This window comes from Acidovorax sp. 56 (assembly GCF_002749705.1).
Taxonomy (GTDB): Bacteria; Pseudomonadota; Gammaproteobacteria; order Burkholderiales; family Burkholderiaceae_C; genus Acidovorax.
In genome coordinates this window covers 5,031,551-5,045,908 of sequence record NZ_PEEV01000001.1, presented here as the reverse complement: position 1 = coordinate 5,045,908, position 14,358 = coordinate 5,031,551, and the positions used below count along the sequence as shown (strand labels likewise).

Genomic DNA, 14,358 nt, shown 5'->3' with positions numbered 1-14,358 from the left:
TGTCTCCAGGAGGGCTGGCAGTTATGAAACGAATTGCATAGGGAGTCTAAGCGAGCCAAGGCCGCTTCGCAACGAGGCAGGCCCTAACCCCAGCGCGGCACTTGAGCTTTGCCCCATGTCAAGACACGGGGGTCGCCGACACTGCGTCAGGTCAGCATGTCAAAGCCCTGCGACTCCACCGCCACGAAGGCCCGTGTGAGCCGGGCCACCGCGCCATAGAACTGGGCGGCAGGGTGCGCCTCCAGGGCATCGCACATGGCTGGCCACCAGGACTGCACATGCGTTGCAAAAAAGCCCTGTTGCTGCGTCAGGTTGCAGACAGCCATGTCGTCACCCGCAATCAGGTAACGCATCACCTCGCACAGATAGGCCACATGGTCTTCGGTCTCGGGCATGGTGTCGCCCCGCGCCAGGCCCAGGCGGTCCAGGTCACTGCGCAGGCGGGCCAGGGGCTTTTCGTTCAAAAAGCCTGCAAGGTAATGCGAGGCGTACACAAACACCTCGGGCTTGCCCACGCCGCCAAACAGGCGCTCGTATTCGGCGGCAATGGCTGCATCGTCCTGCGCCCGTGCCGCGCTCACCAGTTGTTGCCACGGCTCTTGCAAAAAGCCGCCTTCCAGGGGCGCTTGCGTCACGGCCACGCGCAGTGCGGCCAGCAGCTCTGGCGTGGGAGGTGCGTAGTACAGCTGCGCCAGCACGCCGTACAGCTCGGCACGGGCGGTTTCTTCGTCCAGCGCGGAGCTGCCGGGCAAGGTCAAAGAGGCGGTAGCGCTCACAGGTCGGTCACTTTCGATTCATTTTGGGCGGAATACAGGTCGATCACGCGGCAGTCGCTGCACATCTTCAGGCGCTCCAGCGCCTCACCCTGGAACATGGCATGCCCGGCCAGTTTGCCGAGCATGGCTTCAATGGCCTTGACGGTGCCAAAGGGTTTGCTGCAGCGCACACAAGACCAAGGCTTGGCTTCGTTGAGCACCTGCAACTGCGCGCGCTCAGGCGCCAGCAGCAGTCGCGGCTGCAGGGTGATGGCATTCTCTGGGCAGGTGGTTTCACACAGGCCGCATTGCACGCAGTTCTTTTCCAGAAAGCGCAGCTGCGGCATTTGGGGGTTGTCTTGCAGGGCACTGGCCGGGCAGGCGCTCACGCAGCTCAGGCACAGGGTGCAGCGGTCTTTGTTGACGGTGATGGCACCCAACGGCGAGCCCTGGGCAGGCAACGCAATGGCGGCAGGCAAGGCAGCAGCGCCCAACGGGGCCTGCTCGATCAGATGGTCCAGCGCCATCTCCAGCGTGCTGCGCTTTTCCTGCGCCACGGCAAAGCGTGCCGCCACCGCAGGGGTTTTCTGGCGGGTCTGGCCTAGCGTTTGCAGTGCGGCGTCCAGCTCCGTGGGGTGCTTGGCCTCCAGCAGGCGCAGGTGGGTGCCGGTGTAGCCCAGGCCGTTGAGCAGGCGCTGCGCCACGTCCATCTGGGCGCGCAGTCCGTCCAGGTACTGAGGGGCTTCTTCATGGGTGACCAACAGCACGATCTGCGAAGCACCGTATGCCACAGCACTCAGCCACAGGTCTACCCCTGTGCTGGCCGTGTGCCACAGCGCCACAGGGATCACATGGGCGGGCACGCCATGGGCCACCTTGAGCTGCGCGGCGCGGCCCAGCTCGTTCACCAATGCTTGTCCACGCTCCTGGCTGTGCAGCAACAGCACGGCATCCTTGCCGCCGGCCGCCGCGTAGGTGGAGAGCAAGGTCTTGAAGCGCTGGCCCTGCTCCGCCGCAGGCGGGTAGGCATAGGTCATCGCCCCGGTGGGGCACACGGTGGTGCAGGCACCGCAGCCCACGCACAGGTTGGGGTTGACGACCACGCGCTGGCGGGCCTTGTCGCTACTGATGGCCTCGGCCGAGCAAATGTCCACGCAGGCGTTGCAACCCACGGTGGCATTGCGGCTGTGGGCGCAGAGCTTTTGCTTGTATTCAAAGAACTTGGGCTTTTCAAATTCGCCCACCAGCTCGCGCAACTTGAGCACTGTGGCCACATCATGCCCGTCGCTGCGCAGGTAGCCCTGCGGCAGTGCATGCTGCAAAAAGGTGGGCGTGGCATCGGCGCGGCGCATGTCCAGCACCAGATCAAACTGGGCCGTCTCAGGCGAGGCAGCGCGCTGAAAATCGATGGCCCCCGCCACCTGGCAGACCTTCACGCAGTCGCGGTGCGACTGGCAGGCAGACAGGTCCACCTGGTAGTCAAACCCGATGGCGTTCTCAGGACAGGCCGCCACGCAAGCGTTGCAGCGGGTGCACAGGTCCAGCTGGATGGGGTTGTCATCGCGCCAACGCAGCTCAAAGGCGCCCAGCCAGCCCGTGAGGGCTTCAATGCGGCCACCCAGCACGGGGTAACGCCGCTCTTGCGCGCCACCAGCTTGGCCAGGCCCTTGCGCAAACAAGGTCACATTCAACACATCGGACACCAGGGCTGCCACTTGCTCGGCAGCATCCAGCGGGCCAATGATGAGCAGGCGCCCTGCACTCTTGTAGGTGACCACAGGCACGGGCGCAGGCTCTGGCAAATGGGCGGCGGCCAGCAAGGCCGCCAGCTTGGGGCCGGCCTTGGCCGCATCGCGGCTCCAGCCGCCGGTTTCGCGGATATTGACGAAGCGGATGGGCGACAGCGCCCCTTCGGTCTGCTGGCCCAGTTCGGCAAACAGGCGCTGCTCCTGGGTGCAGGCGACCACCACGTCTTCGCCCGAACGGATGGCTTGGGTGAAAGCGCCCGCCTCGCGGCGGCAGAGGGTGGAGTGGAGGGTCAGGTCTTCACGAAGCGCTGTGCCCAGGGCCTGGGCGTTCAACGGCATCGTCTGGTTGCAATCGCAGATGAGCGTGGTCATGTTCTGGGTGGCTGGCTGGTGCGGGCACCCCAGGCTCCGGTTCTGAGCCCATGGGTGCCGCCCCAAGCGGGCTAGGAATGGCTGTGCATACCCCAGACTGTGCCACGTCTTGCGCCGATTCCGCCAGTTCGACCCCGGTCTGCGGCGCGGGCGCGGGGTCTTTCGGGGCACCAGCCGCATCATCGGCAGGCTGCTGCGCGAGCGCCTGAGGGTGTTCAGGCTCAGGTTCAACCAGGCCCATGAATTGCGCGCTGGCCATCTGGCGCAGCATCGCCGCAGGCAGCGGGTCAGGTTGCGTGTAGTCGTCGATGTACGTGTCCAGCCCGTCCATCACATTGAAGTGCGGGTCGGTAAACAGTTTTTTCATCGCGGTGTTGCGCACTTCCGGCGCCACAGCGCGGCCCACAAAGGGCTTGAAGTCGGAGTCGATGGACAGGGCCTGCGCGTCCTGCAGTGTGGGCAGCGGGGCAGGCTCAGGGGCGTTGGCAGGCAGGTCCGCCGCTTGGGGCATAACCACGGTCTGCTGGGCCAGCACGGGCGGCGCAGGGCGTGGTGGTTCAGGCTCTTGGAGCGGCTTGCCCTCGCGCACGTCCTGCTTGCGCCGCGACCAGCGGCCCAAAAAACCATCAGCCACGGCCGCCACCCCCACGGTGCTTTTCAGTGCTGACCGATGCCGGATTGCCAAACCGGTCCTGCAGCGACTGAAAACTGTCGGGCCGCTTGCGGCGCTTGGGCTCGGGTTGGTAGTGCTCGGCCACAAAAGCCTGCAAGGCGGCCAACACCTCCGGGGGCACGGGCACTTGCTCAGCGGTCTCTTGCGCATCCAGCCAGCGCCCGGCGTCGTGGTAGCTGAGGCTGACTTCTACCGGGCGCGCCAGACGCTCTGCACTGTCTGCGCCCTCTGCCGTCTCTTCATCCAGCCGCCACAGCACAAACCAGCAAGGCGCAGGGGACGTGGCATTGAGGTGGTAGCCCTCGGCATCATCGCGGAACAACTCCACGGAAAAGCCAGGAAAGAGCCACTGCGCCGCCCCATCGGTTTGCCGCAGCAGGCGCGGGGCTGTGCCAAACGCGGCCTCATGGGGGACGACGTCTTCCAGCACCCACCGCCAGGGCTGCCAGCGGTTGTCCAGTTGCTCGCGGCGCATGATGACCGCAACTTGAAAAACGGGGCGTGTTTGCATGGCCGAACTGTAACGCCGGGCCAATGCCCCATGGTCGCAGATGGCCTAACGGCCTTGTCTAAGCACCCTGTTCTAAGCTCCTGCCGCATACAGAATGGCCCGTGGTGAGCGGCACAGCCCCCACAGGCGAACTCCGGCCAGCTCGGCCAATTGCACCCCCGTGGCGGTCGGGGCAGAGATGGTGGCCAGGGCACTGATGCCCACGCGGGCGCATTTGCGCACCAGCTCGTGGCTGCCGCGGCTGGTGAGCACGACGAAGCCGGGCTCCGACAGACGCCCCTCACGGGCCAGGGCGCCGATGAGTTTGTCGAGCGCGTTGTGCCGCCCCACGTCTTCGCACACCAGCATCAACTGCCCGTCCAGGCGGGCCCAACCTGCGGCGTGCAAGGACCCCGCCTGGGCGTTGACCCACTGCCGGGCTCGCAGCACATCGAAGGCGCGCAGCACCGTGGCAACATCCACTTGCGGAACCCAAGGCTTGGCGGGCAAACGCTCCGGGGTCATGTCCAGCGCGGCCAGGCTTTCCACGCCGCACACACCGCAGCCCGTGCGGCCCGACAGGCTGCGGCGGCGCTGCTTCAGGCGCTCAAAGCAGCGCACCGAAATGTCCATGCGCACCTCGACCGCCGAAACACCGGGGGGCAACACGGCCGTCCCGCTGTCCACGGTATGCAGCTCCATGCCACGACAGTCCTCCGGGCGATCCAAAATGCCCTCGCTCAAGGCAAAGCCCAAGGCAAAGGCTTCCAGCTGGTCCGGTGTGGCCATCATCACGGCGTGCGACACCCCGTTGAACACCATGGCAACCGGCACTTCTGCCGCCAGCCAGTCCGGGCGCTGTGCACCGTCAGCGGGCAAGCCCGCCTCGCCAAACACGCGCACCGGGCGCTCATGCACCACGGGCAGGGTCAATGCGGCCTCAGCATCTTGGGGACTGCACACCAGCCCGGCGTCCACCCCAAACTCCATCTGCGCGCTCATGCCAGCTCCTGTGTGGGCGATGCGCCCGGTGCGTCAGTCACCAGGGCCACCGCCTCCAGGCCTTGCGGGGTGATTCGCGCCACCCAGCGCCCGTCCTCTTGGCGCAGGTCCACCCATCCAGGCCCCGCCTGCCCGGCAATGGAGGCTGTGCCCATAACAGCCAGCTGGCGCATGAGCACGCTCCCGCTCTGCCCCAACCGCTTGCCCAGGCGGGGCAAAGACACCGGGGCATGCTCGGCTGCCAGCATCTGCAAAATCTCGCAGGCCAAAGGATCGGTAGGGATGTGCGTCAAGCCAATGCCCCTGCCGCAGCGCCCGTTGCACCACTCTCTGCCCCAGCCTCTGCCCCGGTGGTGGCCACATGCCGCACCAGCACCACCGGAATGGACTTGGACGTGGGCGTACCGGCCACATCGGCCACGGCCGTCAGGGGCACCAATGGGTTGGTCTCAGGGTAATAGGCGGCCAAATTGCCCCGGGGGATGTCATACGCCACCAGCTTGAACCGGTCGGCACGGCGTTCTTGCCCATCGCTCCACAGGGTCTGGATGTCCACCCAGTCGCCGTCCCTCATGCCCAGTTCGCGAATGTCCTCGGCATGGATGAACACCACTCGGCGCTGGCCGTAGACCCCCCGGTAGCGGTCGTCCATGCCATAAATGGTGGTGTTGTACTGGTCGTGCGAACGGGTGGTGAGCAAGGTGAACACCACCGTGTCGCGCACCCGCTCGCGCGCCAGGTGCGAAGGCGTATCGCGGGGCACGGGGTGCGTGTAGAAGCTGGCCTTGCCCGACGCCGTGGTCCACACTCGCTCGCTGGCCGTGTTGCGCAGCCTGAATCCGCCTGGCGCCGCCACACGGGTGTTGAAGTCTTTGAAATCGGGAAACACCTGCTCGATCAGATCGCGGATGCGGCGGTAGTCCTCCACCAGCCACAGCCAGGGCGTGTTGCTGCGCCCACCCAGCGTGGCCGCAGCCAGCCAGGCCACGATGGCGGGCTCGGACAGCAGCTGCTCGGACGCCGGAGGGTTGATGCCCATGGACAGGTGCACCATGCTCATCGAGTCTTCCACCGTCACGCCCTGCGCGCCACTGGCCTGCATGTCGATTTCGGTACGACCCAGGCACGGCAGGATCAGCGCCTCGCGCCCATGCACCAGATGGCTGCGGTTGAGCTTGGTGGTGACATGGACCGTGAGGTCGCAGCGCTGCAGGGCTTTCCAGGTTTCGTAAGTGTCTGGCGTGGCGGCGGCAAAGTTGCCGCCCAGCGCAAAAAACACCTTGCCCTGCCCCGCCAGCATCTGGCCAATGGCCTCCACCGTGTCCACACCGGGTTTGCGCGGCGGCTCGAAGCCAAACACATCGCGCAGCTTGTCCAGCAAGGCGGCAGGCGGCTTCTCCCAGATACCCATGGTGCGGTCACCCTGCACATTGCTGTGGCCGCGCACCGGGCAAGGCCCCGCCCCCTCGCGCCCCACATTGCCGCGCATCATCAGCCAGCCCACGATGGCCTGGATGGTGGCCACGGAGTACTTGTGCTGCGTGATGCCCATGCCCCAGCAAGCGATCACGTTCTTGGCACCGATGTAGATGTCACCCGCCGCACGGATCTGTGCCTCGGTCAGGCCCGACTCCTGCTCCAGCAGCGCCCACGACTCGGCCCGCAGGTCGGCGGCCAATGCCTCAAAGCCCGTGGTGTGTTCGGCAATGAAAGCGTGGTCCAGCACCCCGCCGCGCTGGTCTTCTTGCTCCAGCACATGTTTCATCATGCCTTTGACGGCCGCAAAATCACCGCCCACGCGCAACTGGAAGTAGTGCGTGCTGATGGGCGACGAGCCCAAGGTGGCCATCTCCATCTTGTTTTGCGGGTCGGCAAAGCGCTCAAGGCCCCGCTCGCGCAGGGGGTTAAAGCTCACGATGCGCGCGCCACGCTTGTGGGCGTCGCGCAGCTCGGCCAGCATGCGGGGGTGGTTGGTGCCGGGGTTCTGGCCAAAAATGAAAATCGCGTCGGCACACTCAAAGTCGTGCAGCGTGACGGTGCCCTTGCCCACGCCAATTTGCGGGCGCATGCCACTGCCGCTGGGCTCGTGGCACATGTTCGAGCAATCCGGGAAATTGTTGGTGCCGTACTGGCGCACGAACAACTGGTACAAAAACGCAGCCTCGTTGCTGGCCCGGCCCGAGGTGTAAAAAATCGCCTGGTTAGGGTCCGGCAGCGCGTTGAGATGGCGTGCGATGAGCGCAAACGCGTCGTCCCAGGCAATGGGCTGGTAGCGGTCTGAGGGCGCGTCGTACACCATGGGCTGCGTCAGCCGCCCCTGGTCTTCCAGCCAAAAATCGCTTTGCGTTTGCAGATCGGCCACGGTGTGCTGGGCGAAAAACTCCGCACCTGCGCGGCGCTCCGTGGCTTCGGCCGCCACGGCCTTGGCGCCGTTCTCACAAAACTCGAAGGTCGATGCGTGGTTGCGATCGGGCCAGGCACAGCCGGGGCAATCAAACCCATCGGGCTGGTTGGCCGACAGCAAGGTCTTCGCGCCCTTGAGGGGGATGTCCTGGCGCAGCAGCGTGTTCTTCACGCTGTTCAAAGCGCCCCAGCCACCGGCCGGGCCTTTGTAAAACTCAATTTTTTCTTGTTTCATCGCCGTCTCCCGGACTGAACGAAAACCCAAAGGCGCTGCAGCAGGCCCCGCCCAAGACGAGGAACCTGCTGTGCGCCCACATCACTGCTTGTACTGCCACCCCAGCGCGATTGCGGGCGCCTGCACCCAGCGCCCACGGCTCACGCAAGGTCATTCACTGAAAGAACTTGGCGGCGCTCAACAGCGTCTTGTAAGTGCCCCAGGCCAGTGGCAAGCCCACGGCCAGCCAGGCCAGCACCACCACAGCGGTGCTGGTGCGCTCTGTGCTGTTGCCACCCGCCCCCACTTCTGCGGCCACGGCCTTGTCGTGGGCCAGTTTCTTCTCGTGGGCCAGCTCGGCGTCGGTCATGAAATGCTTGTCGGCCACGGGGCGCACCAGCAGGTTGGCAATCAAGCCCACCACCAGCATGCCCACCAGGATGTACATGGTCTGGTTATAGACCTGCTCGCGCGGAATGCCCAGGCCCAGCTGGTATTCACGCATGTAGTTGACCACCACCGGGCCCAAGATGCCCGCCGTGGCCCACGCAGTGAGCAAGCGGCCATGGATGGCTCCCACCATTTGCGTGCCGAACAGGTCGGCCAGGTAGGCAGGCACGGTGGCAAAACCACCACCGTACATCGACAGGATGACGCAGAACGCGCCCACAAACAGCAGCTTGCTGCCCGCACCGGCCGACGAAGGGATGCTGAAGTACAGCAGGCCGCCCAGCACAAAGAACACGGTGTAAGTGAGCTTGCGGCCCAGCTTGTCTGACAGGCTGGCCCAGAAGAAGCGGCCGCCGATGTTGAACAGCGACAGCAGCGCCGTGAAGCCACCGGCCACGGCCGCAATGGCGGACAGCTCTTCCTTGCTCAGCTCGGAGAACTTCTTGCCGATGCCCACCAAGCCACCGCCAAACACTTCCTGCAACATGGGGCTGGCCATGCCGATCACGCCAATGCCGGCCGACACGTTCATGCACAGCACCACCCACACCAGCCAGAACTGAGGAATGCCCCAGACCTTCTTCACGTGCACATGGCGCTGCGTGATCATGGCGTTGGCCGTGAGCGTGGCCGGCGGCGTCCAGCCTGCGGGCTTCCAGCCGCTGGGTGGCACGCGGTAGCCCAGTGCCCCGGCCATCATGAACGCAAAGTACACCAGCGCCATGACCACAAAGGTCTGCATCACACCGGCATCGGTGGGCGTGGCGAAGAACTTCATCAACTCCACCGCCAGGGGCGAGCCAATCATCGCGCCGCCGCCAAAGCCCATGATGGCCATGCCGGTGGCCATGCCACGGCGGTCGGGGAACCACTTGATCAGTGTGGACACGGGCGAGATGTAGCCCAGCCCCAGCCCAATGCCGCCGATGACACCCGAGCCCAAAATCATCATCCAGAACTGGTGGGTGTGGATGCCCAGGGCCGACAGCAGCATGCCGCCGCACCAGCACACGGCCGACACCACCCCGGCCTTGCGGGGGCCCGCCCGCTCCAGCCAGCCGCCCCAGATGGCCGCAGAGCAGCCCAGGAACACAAAGAACAGCGTGTACATCCAGCCCAGCGTGGCCACGGTCCAATCGCACTGCGTGGTGAACAACTGGGTGAAAAAGCCCACATCCTTGCCGCAGGCTGCACCGGCACCCGCCGTTTGCAGCGCCTTGGACAGCGGCAGCCAGAACACGGAAAAGCCGTAGGCCATGCCAATGCACAGGTGGATGGCCAAGGCTGCCGGTGGCACCAGCCAGCGGTTAAAGCCTGGGCCGGCAATGATGCGCTCCTTGCTCAGAAAACCCGGTGCGGCCGAATCCTCTTGAACCAAAGGCAAGCTTGCAGTGGAAGCTGTCATGTATTTCCTCTCCCTTTCGCGCCGTCACGGCGTTGTTTCTTGATGCAAATCAAAATCAGGAGCGGAGTTTCAGTAAAGCGGCAACCGGGCGTCAAATTAAATCAAAGCATCGCTTGATTCATGCAGCGAATGTATGCAGCACAGTGCATAACCAAGCCCTCAGTCACCGCCCAAGCATGGGCTAGTGCGCCAGGTCTCCACAGTGGTCGCTCAACTGCGCTTGCCACTCAGGGGACTCCAGCAGCGCCAGCGCGGCCTCCAGCGCCCGCGACGTGCGGGGGCCGCGCTGGGTCATGAAGCCAATGGGGGTGCGCACATCGGGCTCCACCAGGGGCAGCGCCTCCAGGCCACGCTCGCTGCGCACCGCGGCCACCATGGCGCTGGGCAAGATGCTGCACACCTGGCCTGCCGCCACGCTCAGCACCAGGGTCAGCACCGAATTCGTCTCAATGGCAGGCACCACGGGCGCCCCTGCCTCGCCCAGGGCCTGGTCGATGATGAAGCGGTTGTGCATCTCAGCCGTCAGCAGGCACAGCGGCAACTGCCCTGCCTCGCGCCATGCCATGGGCGGTCCAATGCGCAGGTGGTCGAGGGCAGGCTCTGCGGCGCGGCGCAGCAGGTAATAGCGCTCGGTGCACTGCGGCCACGACCGCAAGTTAGCGCGCTGCGCCTGCATGCGCTCGCTGTAGCCCACGGCCAGGTCGATGGAGAGGTCTTCCAGGCCCTGCTCCAGCTCCAGCGAACTCATCGACAGCACCACCGAGGCAATGCCCGGGTGGCGTGCCTGCAGCAGCGCCGCAAACCTGGCCAGCACTGGCACCGCCGTGGGGGTCGATGCCATGCGCAAACAGCCACGCGGCATGTCCTGCAAGCTGCTCAGCTCCTGGCGCAGCACCTCGCTCTCGCGCAGCATGCGCTGCGCGGTGGTGAGCACCGCCTGGCCTTCATGCGTGAGCCCCACATACGCGCGCCCCCGCTGCACGATGACCACGCCAAACTCCTCCTCCAGCGACCGCAGGGCGTTGGAGAGCGCAGGCTGCGTGATGTGGCAGGCCTGCGCCGCCCGGCCAAAGTGCCGGTGCTCGTGCAGCGCCACCAGGTAGCGCAGGGACGCGAGCAGGTTCATGGAGTTACGCCTTGCCTGCGCACAAAGAGGGGGCGCGGCTTGCCCACCCAAGCTGCGGGGTCGGCACCACCAGCACCGCAGGTACCTCTTGCAAGGGCGATCCGCTCATAAAATTAAAGAATTTTAGGCCGCTAGCGCTCTACCAATCAGCGCAAGCAGCTATCGATTCAATAGCAAAACACTCAGGTGTTCTTGCTGATCGAGATGGTCGGGAATTTGTTGGAAAAATCCTTGGCCTGCTGGGCGATCTTCACCGCCACGTCGCGGGCCACCTTCTTGTAGATCTGGGCGACTTCGCCATCGGGATCGGCCACCACGGTGGGCTTGCCGCTGTCGGCCTGCAGGCGGATGCTCATGTCCAGCGGCAGCGCGCCCAGGTAGTCCATGCCGTAGTCTGCCGCCATCTTCTTGCCACCATCAGCGCCAAAGATGTGCTCCACATGGCCGCAGTTGCTGCACACGTGAGCGGCCATGTTCTCGACGATGCCCAGGATGGGCACGCCCACCTTCTCGAACATCTTGATGCCCTTCTTGGCGTCCAGCAGGGCGATGTCCTGCGGGGTGGTCACGATGACGGCGCCGGTCATGGGCACGCGCTGGCTCAGGGTGAGCTGGATGTCGCCGGTGCCGGGGGGCATGTCGATGATGAGGTAGTCCAGGTCTTTCCAGTTGGTCTGGCGCAGCAGCTGCTCCAGCGCCTGCGTGGCCATGGGGCCGCGCCAGATCATGGCTTCGTCCTGGTCCACCAAAAAGCCGATGGACATGACCTGCACGCCGTAGTTCTCCAGCGGCTCCATGGTCTTGCCGTCTTCGCTTTCAGGGCGGCGGTTGATGCCCAGCATCATGGGCTGGCTGGGGCCGTAGATGTCGGCGTCCAGCACGCCTACGCTGGCGCCCTCGGCGGCCAGGGCCAGGGCCAGGTTGGCAGCCGTGGTGCTTTTGCCCACGCCGCCTTTGCCCGAGGCCACGGCGATGATGTTCTTGACCTGGGGCAGCAGCTGCACGCCGCGCTGCACGGCATGGGCAATCACCTTGGTGGTGATGTTGACCGACACGTTGTCCACCCCCGCCACGCCCTTGGCGGCGGCCACCAGGCTGCGGCGCAGCTCGGGCACCAGGCTCTTGGCGGGGTAGCCCAGTTCCACGTCAAAGGCCACATCGCCACCGGTGATCTGCACATTGCGCAGGGCGCGCGTGCTCACAAAATCCTTGCCCGTGTGGGGGTCCAGCACGCTGGAGAGTGCGGCCAAAAGGCCCTGTTCGGTGACTGCCATTCAAATAACTCCTGTGGGGGCCAGTAGTCTATCCAAGAGGCTTTCACTGGTTTTTACTGGGGGCAAGCCACCTTCTGCGGTGGCCGAAACACCGTTGCAACCACACCAACGTGTCCGCCAACCCCTGCACCTGCACGACAATGCGCACCCATTGACCCTACCGCCCCCAACGCCAGAGCGAGACGCCACCGTGAAACTCAAGATGTCCGAAAACTCCCTGTTTGCCCTGCTGCTGCGCTCGCCGTGGTGGATCAGCTTTGTGCTGGTGGCGGCCCTTGCGCTGGTGTCCCGGGCCTTGCTGCCTGCGGAATACTTTGTGCTCGGGGCTCTCAGCGGTTTTCCGCTGTTTGTGGTGGGCTGCATCGCGGCCTGGCGGCAGCTGCGCGCCCCCAGCGCAGCCAAGGTGCAGCAAATGCTGGACAGCACCCAGTCCATGCCCTGGAGCGCCTTCTCCCAGGCACTCACCCACGCCTGGGTGGGCCAGGGGTTTGACGTGAATGTGGCGTCCAAAGGGCCGGTGGACCTGCGCCTGACCAAGGGCGAACAGACCATTTTGGTCAGCGCCAAGCGCTGGAAGGCCGCCACGCACGGCATCGAGCCCCTGCGCGAGCTATACAACGCCATGCAGGCCCAAAACGCCCAGGGCGCCCTCTATGTGGCAGGCCAAGGCAGCGTGAGCGAAAGCGCCGCCCTGTTTGCCCGCGACCACGGCATCACCCTAGTGCAAGGCCCCGCCCTGGCGGCGCTGTTGCTCGGCTGAGACAAGGGCCCGCAGCGCCACGGCATCTACGGGTTTTCACAAACCAAAGCGGGGCCCTGCGCAGCACACTTTGGGCATCCTGTCCGCTGTAAGAACCTGTTCAAAATCTTTTTGGAGGATCGCATTGGAGTGCAATCGGGATGAGTGGATGCTTCGGATGCGCCGCATGGGCTCATGCCCATGCAAGCAGCCGGGGCGTCAAAACTCCAAGTTCGTCGGCCCGATTTCACTCCAACCCTTCGGGCAAGTGCCTTGCCGGGTGGTCTGCGTTGTTGCGGTGCTTGCCAATAGCCGAGCTATTGGCTGCCCACCGCGCCTAGCAGTCCATCCCCGCAAGGCACTTGTGCGACCCCAAAAAGATCTTGAACAGGTTCTAACAACCCACGGGCAGACCCGCTTGCACACCCACGGTTTTCGACATGCCCCACCGCGACCCGCCTGAGCCCCCCCAAACCCCGTCCACCGGCCTGCTGCTGACCGGCGGCGGCGCCCGCGCTGCCTACCAGGTGGGCGTGCTCGAAGCCATCGCCGACCTGCGCCTGGCCTGCGGCGCGGGGCAGCAGCCCAACCCGTTTCCCATCATCACCGGCACCTCGGCCGGGGCCATCAACGCAGCGGCGCTGGCCTGCGGGGCCGACAACTTTGACCGCGCCGTGCGCCGCATTGCCCGCGTGTGGCGGCAGTTCCACGCCAGCCAGGTGTACGGCGCCGATTCGCTGAGCGTGATGCGCAGCGGCGCGCGCTGGCTCACGCTGGTCTCTCTGGGCTGGGCCCTGGCCCGCTGGCGGCGCATGCGGCCCAAATCGCTGCTGGACAACGCACCGCTCGAGAAGCTGCTGGTCAAGATGGTGCCCCTGGTGCGCCTGCCGCGCCTCATCCGCAGGGGGCACCTCAAGGCGCTGGCCGTCACGGCGTCCAGCTACAGCTCGGGCGAGCACGTCACGTTTTTTGAGTCGGCCGAGGCGGTGCAGCCCTGGGTGCGCTCGCAGCGCAAGGCCGCGCGTGACCGCATCACGCACGAGCACCTGCTCGCCTCCTCGGCCATTCCGTTCATCTTCCCGGCCAAGGGCATCGAGGTGGACGACCACGTCGAATACTTTGGCGACGGCTCCATGCGCCAGTCCGCGCCCATCGCGCCCGCCATCCATCTGGGGGCAGAGCGCATCCTCGTCATTGGCGCCGGGCGCATGCACGAGCCCAAGGGCGACACCGCCGCCAACCCCACGACCAACTACCCCACGCTGGCGCAAATTGCGGGGCACGCGCTGTCCAACATCTTTCTGGACGCACTGTCGGTGGACGTGGAGCGGGTGCAGCGCATCAACCAGACGCTGTCCCTCATCCCCGAGGAAAAACGCACCCACAGCTCCCTGCGCCCCATCGAGCTGCTGGTGATTGCCCCCTCGCAGCGGCTGGACGCCGTGGCAGCGCGCCACGTGGGCGACCTGCCCACCCCGGTGCGCACCATGCTGGGCGCCTTGGGCGTCACCTCCAACATGGCCGATGTGCGCGGCGCGGCGCTGGCCAGCTACCTGCTGTTTGAAGCGGGCTACACCCAGGAGCTGATGGCCCTGGGCCGTGCGGACACCCTGGCCATGCGCGCCGAGGTGTGCCGGTTTTTTGGCTGGAACGACACAGGCGCAGAAATCAAGACGCGGCTGCACCAGTAACGCGGGCCCACATCCC

12 protein-coding genes are annotated in these 14,358 nt (G+C 65.4%); 2 read left to right on the top strand and 10 right to left on the bottom strand.

Translation table 11 applies throughout. The annotated features are described in order from the left end of the window. Nucleotides 1-146: 146 nt before the first annotated feature. From CLU88_RS22490 to apbC, 10 genes are all read right to left on the bottom strand, one after another. The gene (locus CLU88_RS22490; protein ID WP_099658508.1) at nt 147-776 is read right to left on the bottom strand and encodes a molecular chaperone; all 630 of its coding nucleotides are present in this window, start codon (nt 774-776) and stop codon (nt 147-149) included. After that, a complete protein-coding gene (locus tag CLU88_RS22485) occupies nt 773-2,842 on the bottom strand; it encodes a 4Fe-4S binding protein (RefSeq protein ID WP_099658507.1) in 2,070 nt (689 codons plus the stop codon). Before CLU88_RS22485 ends, CLU88_RS22490 begins: the two co-directional genes overlap by 4 nt. After that, nucleotides 2,802-3,509: a DUF3306 domain-containing protein gene (locus CLU88_RS22480; RefSeq protein WP_099659087.1), complete on the bottom strand. Its 708-nt coding sequence runs from the start codon at nt 3,507-3,509 to the stop codon at nt 2,802-2,804. Before CLU88_RS22480 ends, CLU88_RS22485 begins: the two co-directional genes overlap by 41 nt. Further along, a complete protein-coding gene (locus CLU88_RS22475) occupies nt 3,502-4,059 on the bottom strand; it encodes a DUF3305 domain-containing protein (RefSeq protein ID WP_099658506.1) in 558 nt (185 codons plus the stop codon). Before CLU88_RS22475 ends, CLU88_RS22480 begins: the two co-directional genes overlap by 8 nt. A 72-nt stretch (nt 4,060-4,131) precedes the next feature. Then, nucleotides 4,132-5,040 carry a formate dehydrogenase accessory sulfurtransferase FdhD gene (fdhD, locus tag CLU88_RS22470; RefSeq protein ID WP_099658505.1) on the bottom strand — a complete coding sequence of 303 codons (909 nt, stop codon included), beginning with the start codon at nt 5,038-5,040 and terminating at the stop codon, nt 4,132-4,134. Next, complete coding sequence (locus CLU88_RS22465; protein ID WP_233194752.1) at nt 5,037-5,333, bottom strand: hypothetical protein; 297 nt, start codon at nt 5,331-5,333, stop codon at nt 5,037-5,039. Before CLU88_RS22465 ends, fdhD begins: the two co-directional genes overlap by 4 nt. Continuing rightward, nucleotides 5,330-7,678 carry an FdhF/YdeP family oxidoreductase gene (locus CLU88_RS22460; protein WP_099658504.1) on the bottom strand — a complete coding sequence of 783 codons (2,349 nt, stop codon included), beginning with the start codon at nt 7,676-7,678 and terminating at the stop codon, nt 5,330-5,332. The genes CLU88_RS22465 and CLU88_RS22460 overlap by 4 nt, the downstream gene beginning before the upstream one ends. Nucleotides 7,679-7,832: 154 nt before the next feature. Further along, on the bottom strand, nt 7,833-9,512 hold the full coding sequence (locus CLU88_RS22455; protein WP_099658503.1) for an OFA family MFS transporter: 1,680 nt from the start codon (nt 9,510-9,512) through the stop codon (nt 7,833-7,835). A 181-nt stretch (nt 9,513-9,693) separates the two neighbouring features. Then, entirely contained in the window at nt 9,694-10,638 is a 945-nt protein-coding gene (locus CLU88_RS22450; RefSeq protein ID WP_099658502.1) for a LysR substrate-binding domain-containing protein, read from the bottom strand. Between the two features lie 182 nt (nt 10,639-10,820). Continuing rightward, a complete protein-coding gene (gene apbC / locus CLU88_RS22445) occupies nt 10,821-11,912 on the bottom strand; it encodes an iron-sulfur cluster carrier protein ApbC (protein WP_099658501.1) in 1,092 nt (363 codons plus the stop codon). Nucleotides 11,913-12,114: 202 nt separating this feature from the next. Between apbC and CLU88_RS22440 the strand changes: the two genes are divergently transcribed. Together CLU88_RS22440 and CLU88_RS22435 are read left to right on the top strand one after the other, a co-directional pair. Continuing rightward, entirely contained in the window at nt 12,115-12,672 is a 558-nt protein-coding gene (locus CLU88_RS22440; RefSeq protein WP_099659085.1) for a restriction endonuclease, read from the top strand. A 419-nt stretch (nt 12,673-13,091) separates the two neighbouring features. Continuing rightward, nucleotides 13,092-14,342: a patatin-like phospholipase family protein gene (locus CLU88_RS22435; protein WP_099658500.1), complete on the top strand. Its 1,251-nt coding sequence runs from the start codon at nt 13,092-13,094 to the stop codon at nt 14,340-14,342. Nucleotides 14,343-14,358: the final 16 nt, after the last annotated feature.

Coding starts and splice junctions, on each gene's coding strand:
- CLU88_RS22435 (WP_099658500.1), top strand. CDS start 13,092: ATGCCCCACCGCGACCCGCCTGAGCCCCCCCAAACCCCGTCCACCGGC.
- CLU88_RS22475 (WP_099658506.1), bottom strand. CDS start 4,059: ATGCAAACACGCCCCGTTTTTCAAGTTGCGGTCATCATGCGCCGCGAG.
- CLU88_RS22455 (WP_099658503.1), bottom strand. CDS start 9,512: ATGACAGCTTCCACTGCAAGCTTGCCTTTGGTTCAAGAGGATTCGGCC.
- apbC (WP_099658501.1), bottom strand. CDS start 11,912: ATGGCAGTCACCGAACAGGGCCTTTTGGCCGCACTCTCCAGCGTGCTG.
- fdhD (WP_099658505.1), bottom strand. CDS start 5,040: ATGAGCGCGCAGATGGAGTTTGGGGTGGACGCCGGGCTGGTGTGCAGT.
- CLU88_RS22450 (WP_099658502.1), bottom strand. CDS start 10,638: ATGAACCTGCTCGCGTCCCTGCGCTACCTGGTGGCGCTGCACGAGCAC.
- CLU88_RS22460 (WP_099658504.1), bottom strand. CDS start 7,678: ATGAAACAAGAAAAAATTGAGTTTTACAAAGGCCCGGCCGGTGGCTGG.
- CLU88_RS22485 (WP_099658507.1), bottom strand. CDS start 2,842: ATGCCGTTGAACGCCCAGGCCCTGGGCACAGCGCTTCGTGAAGACCTG.
- CLU88_RS22440 (WP_099659085.1), top strand. CDS start 12,115: ATGTCCGAAAACTCCCTGTTTGCCCTGCTGCTGCGCTCGCCGTGGTGG.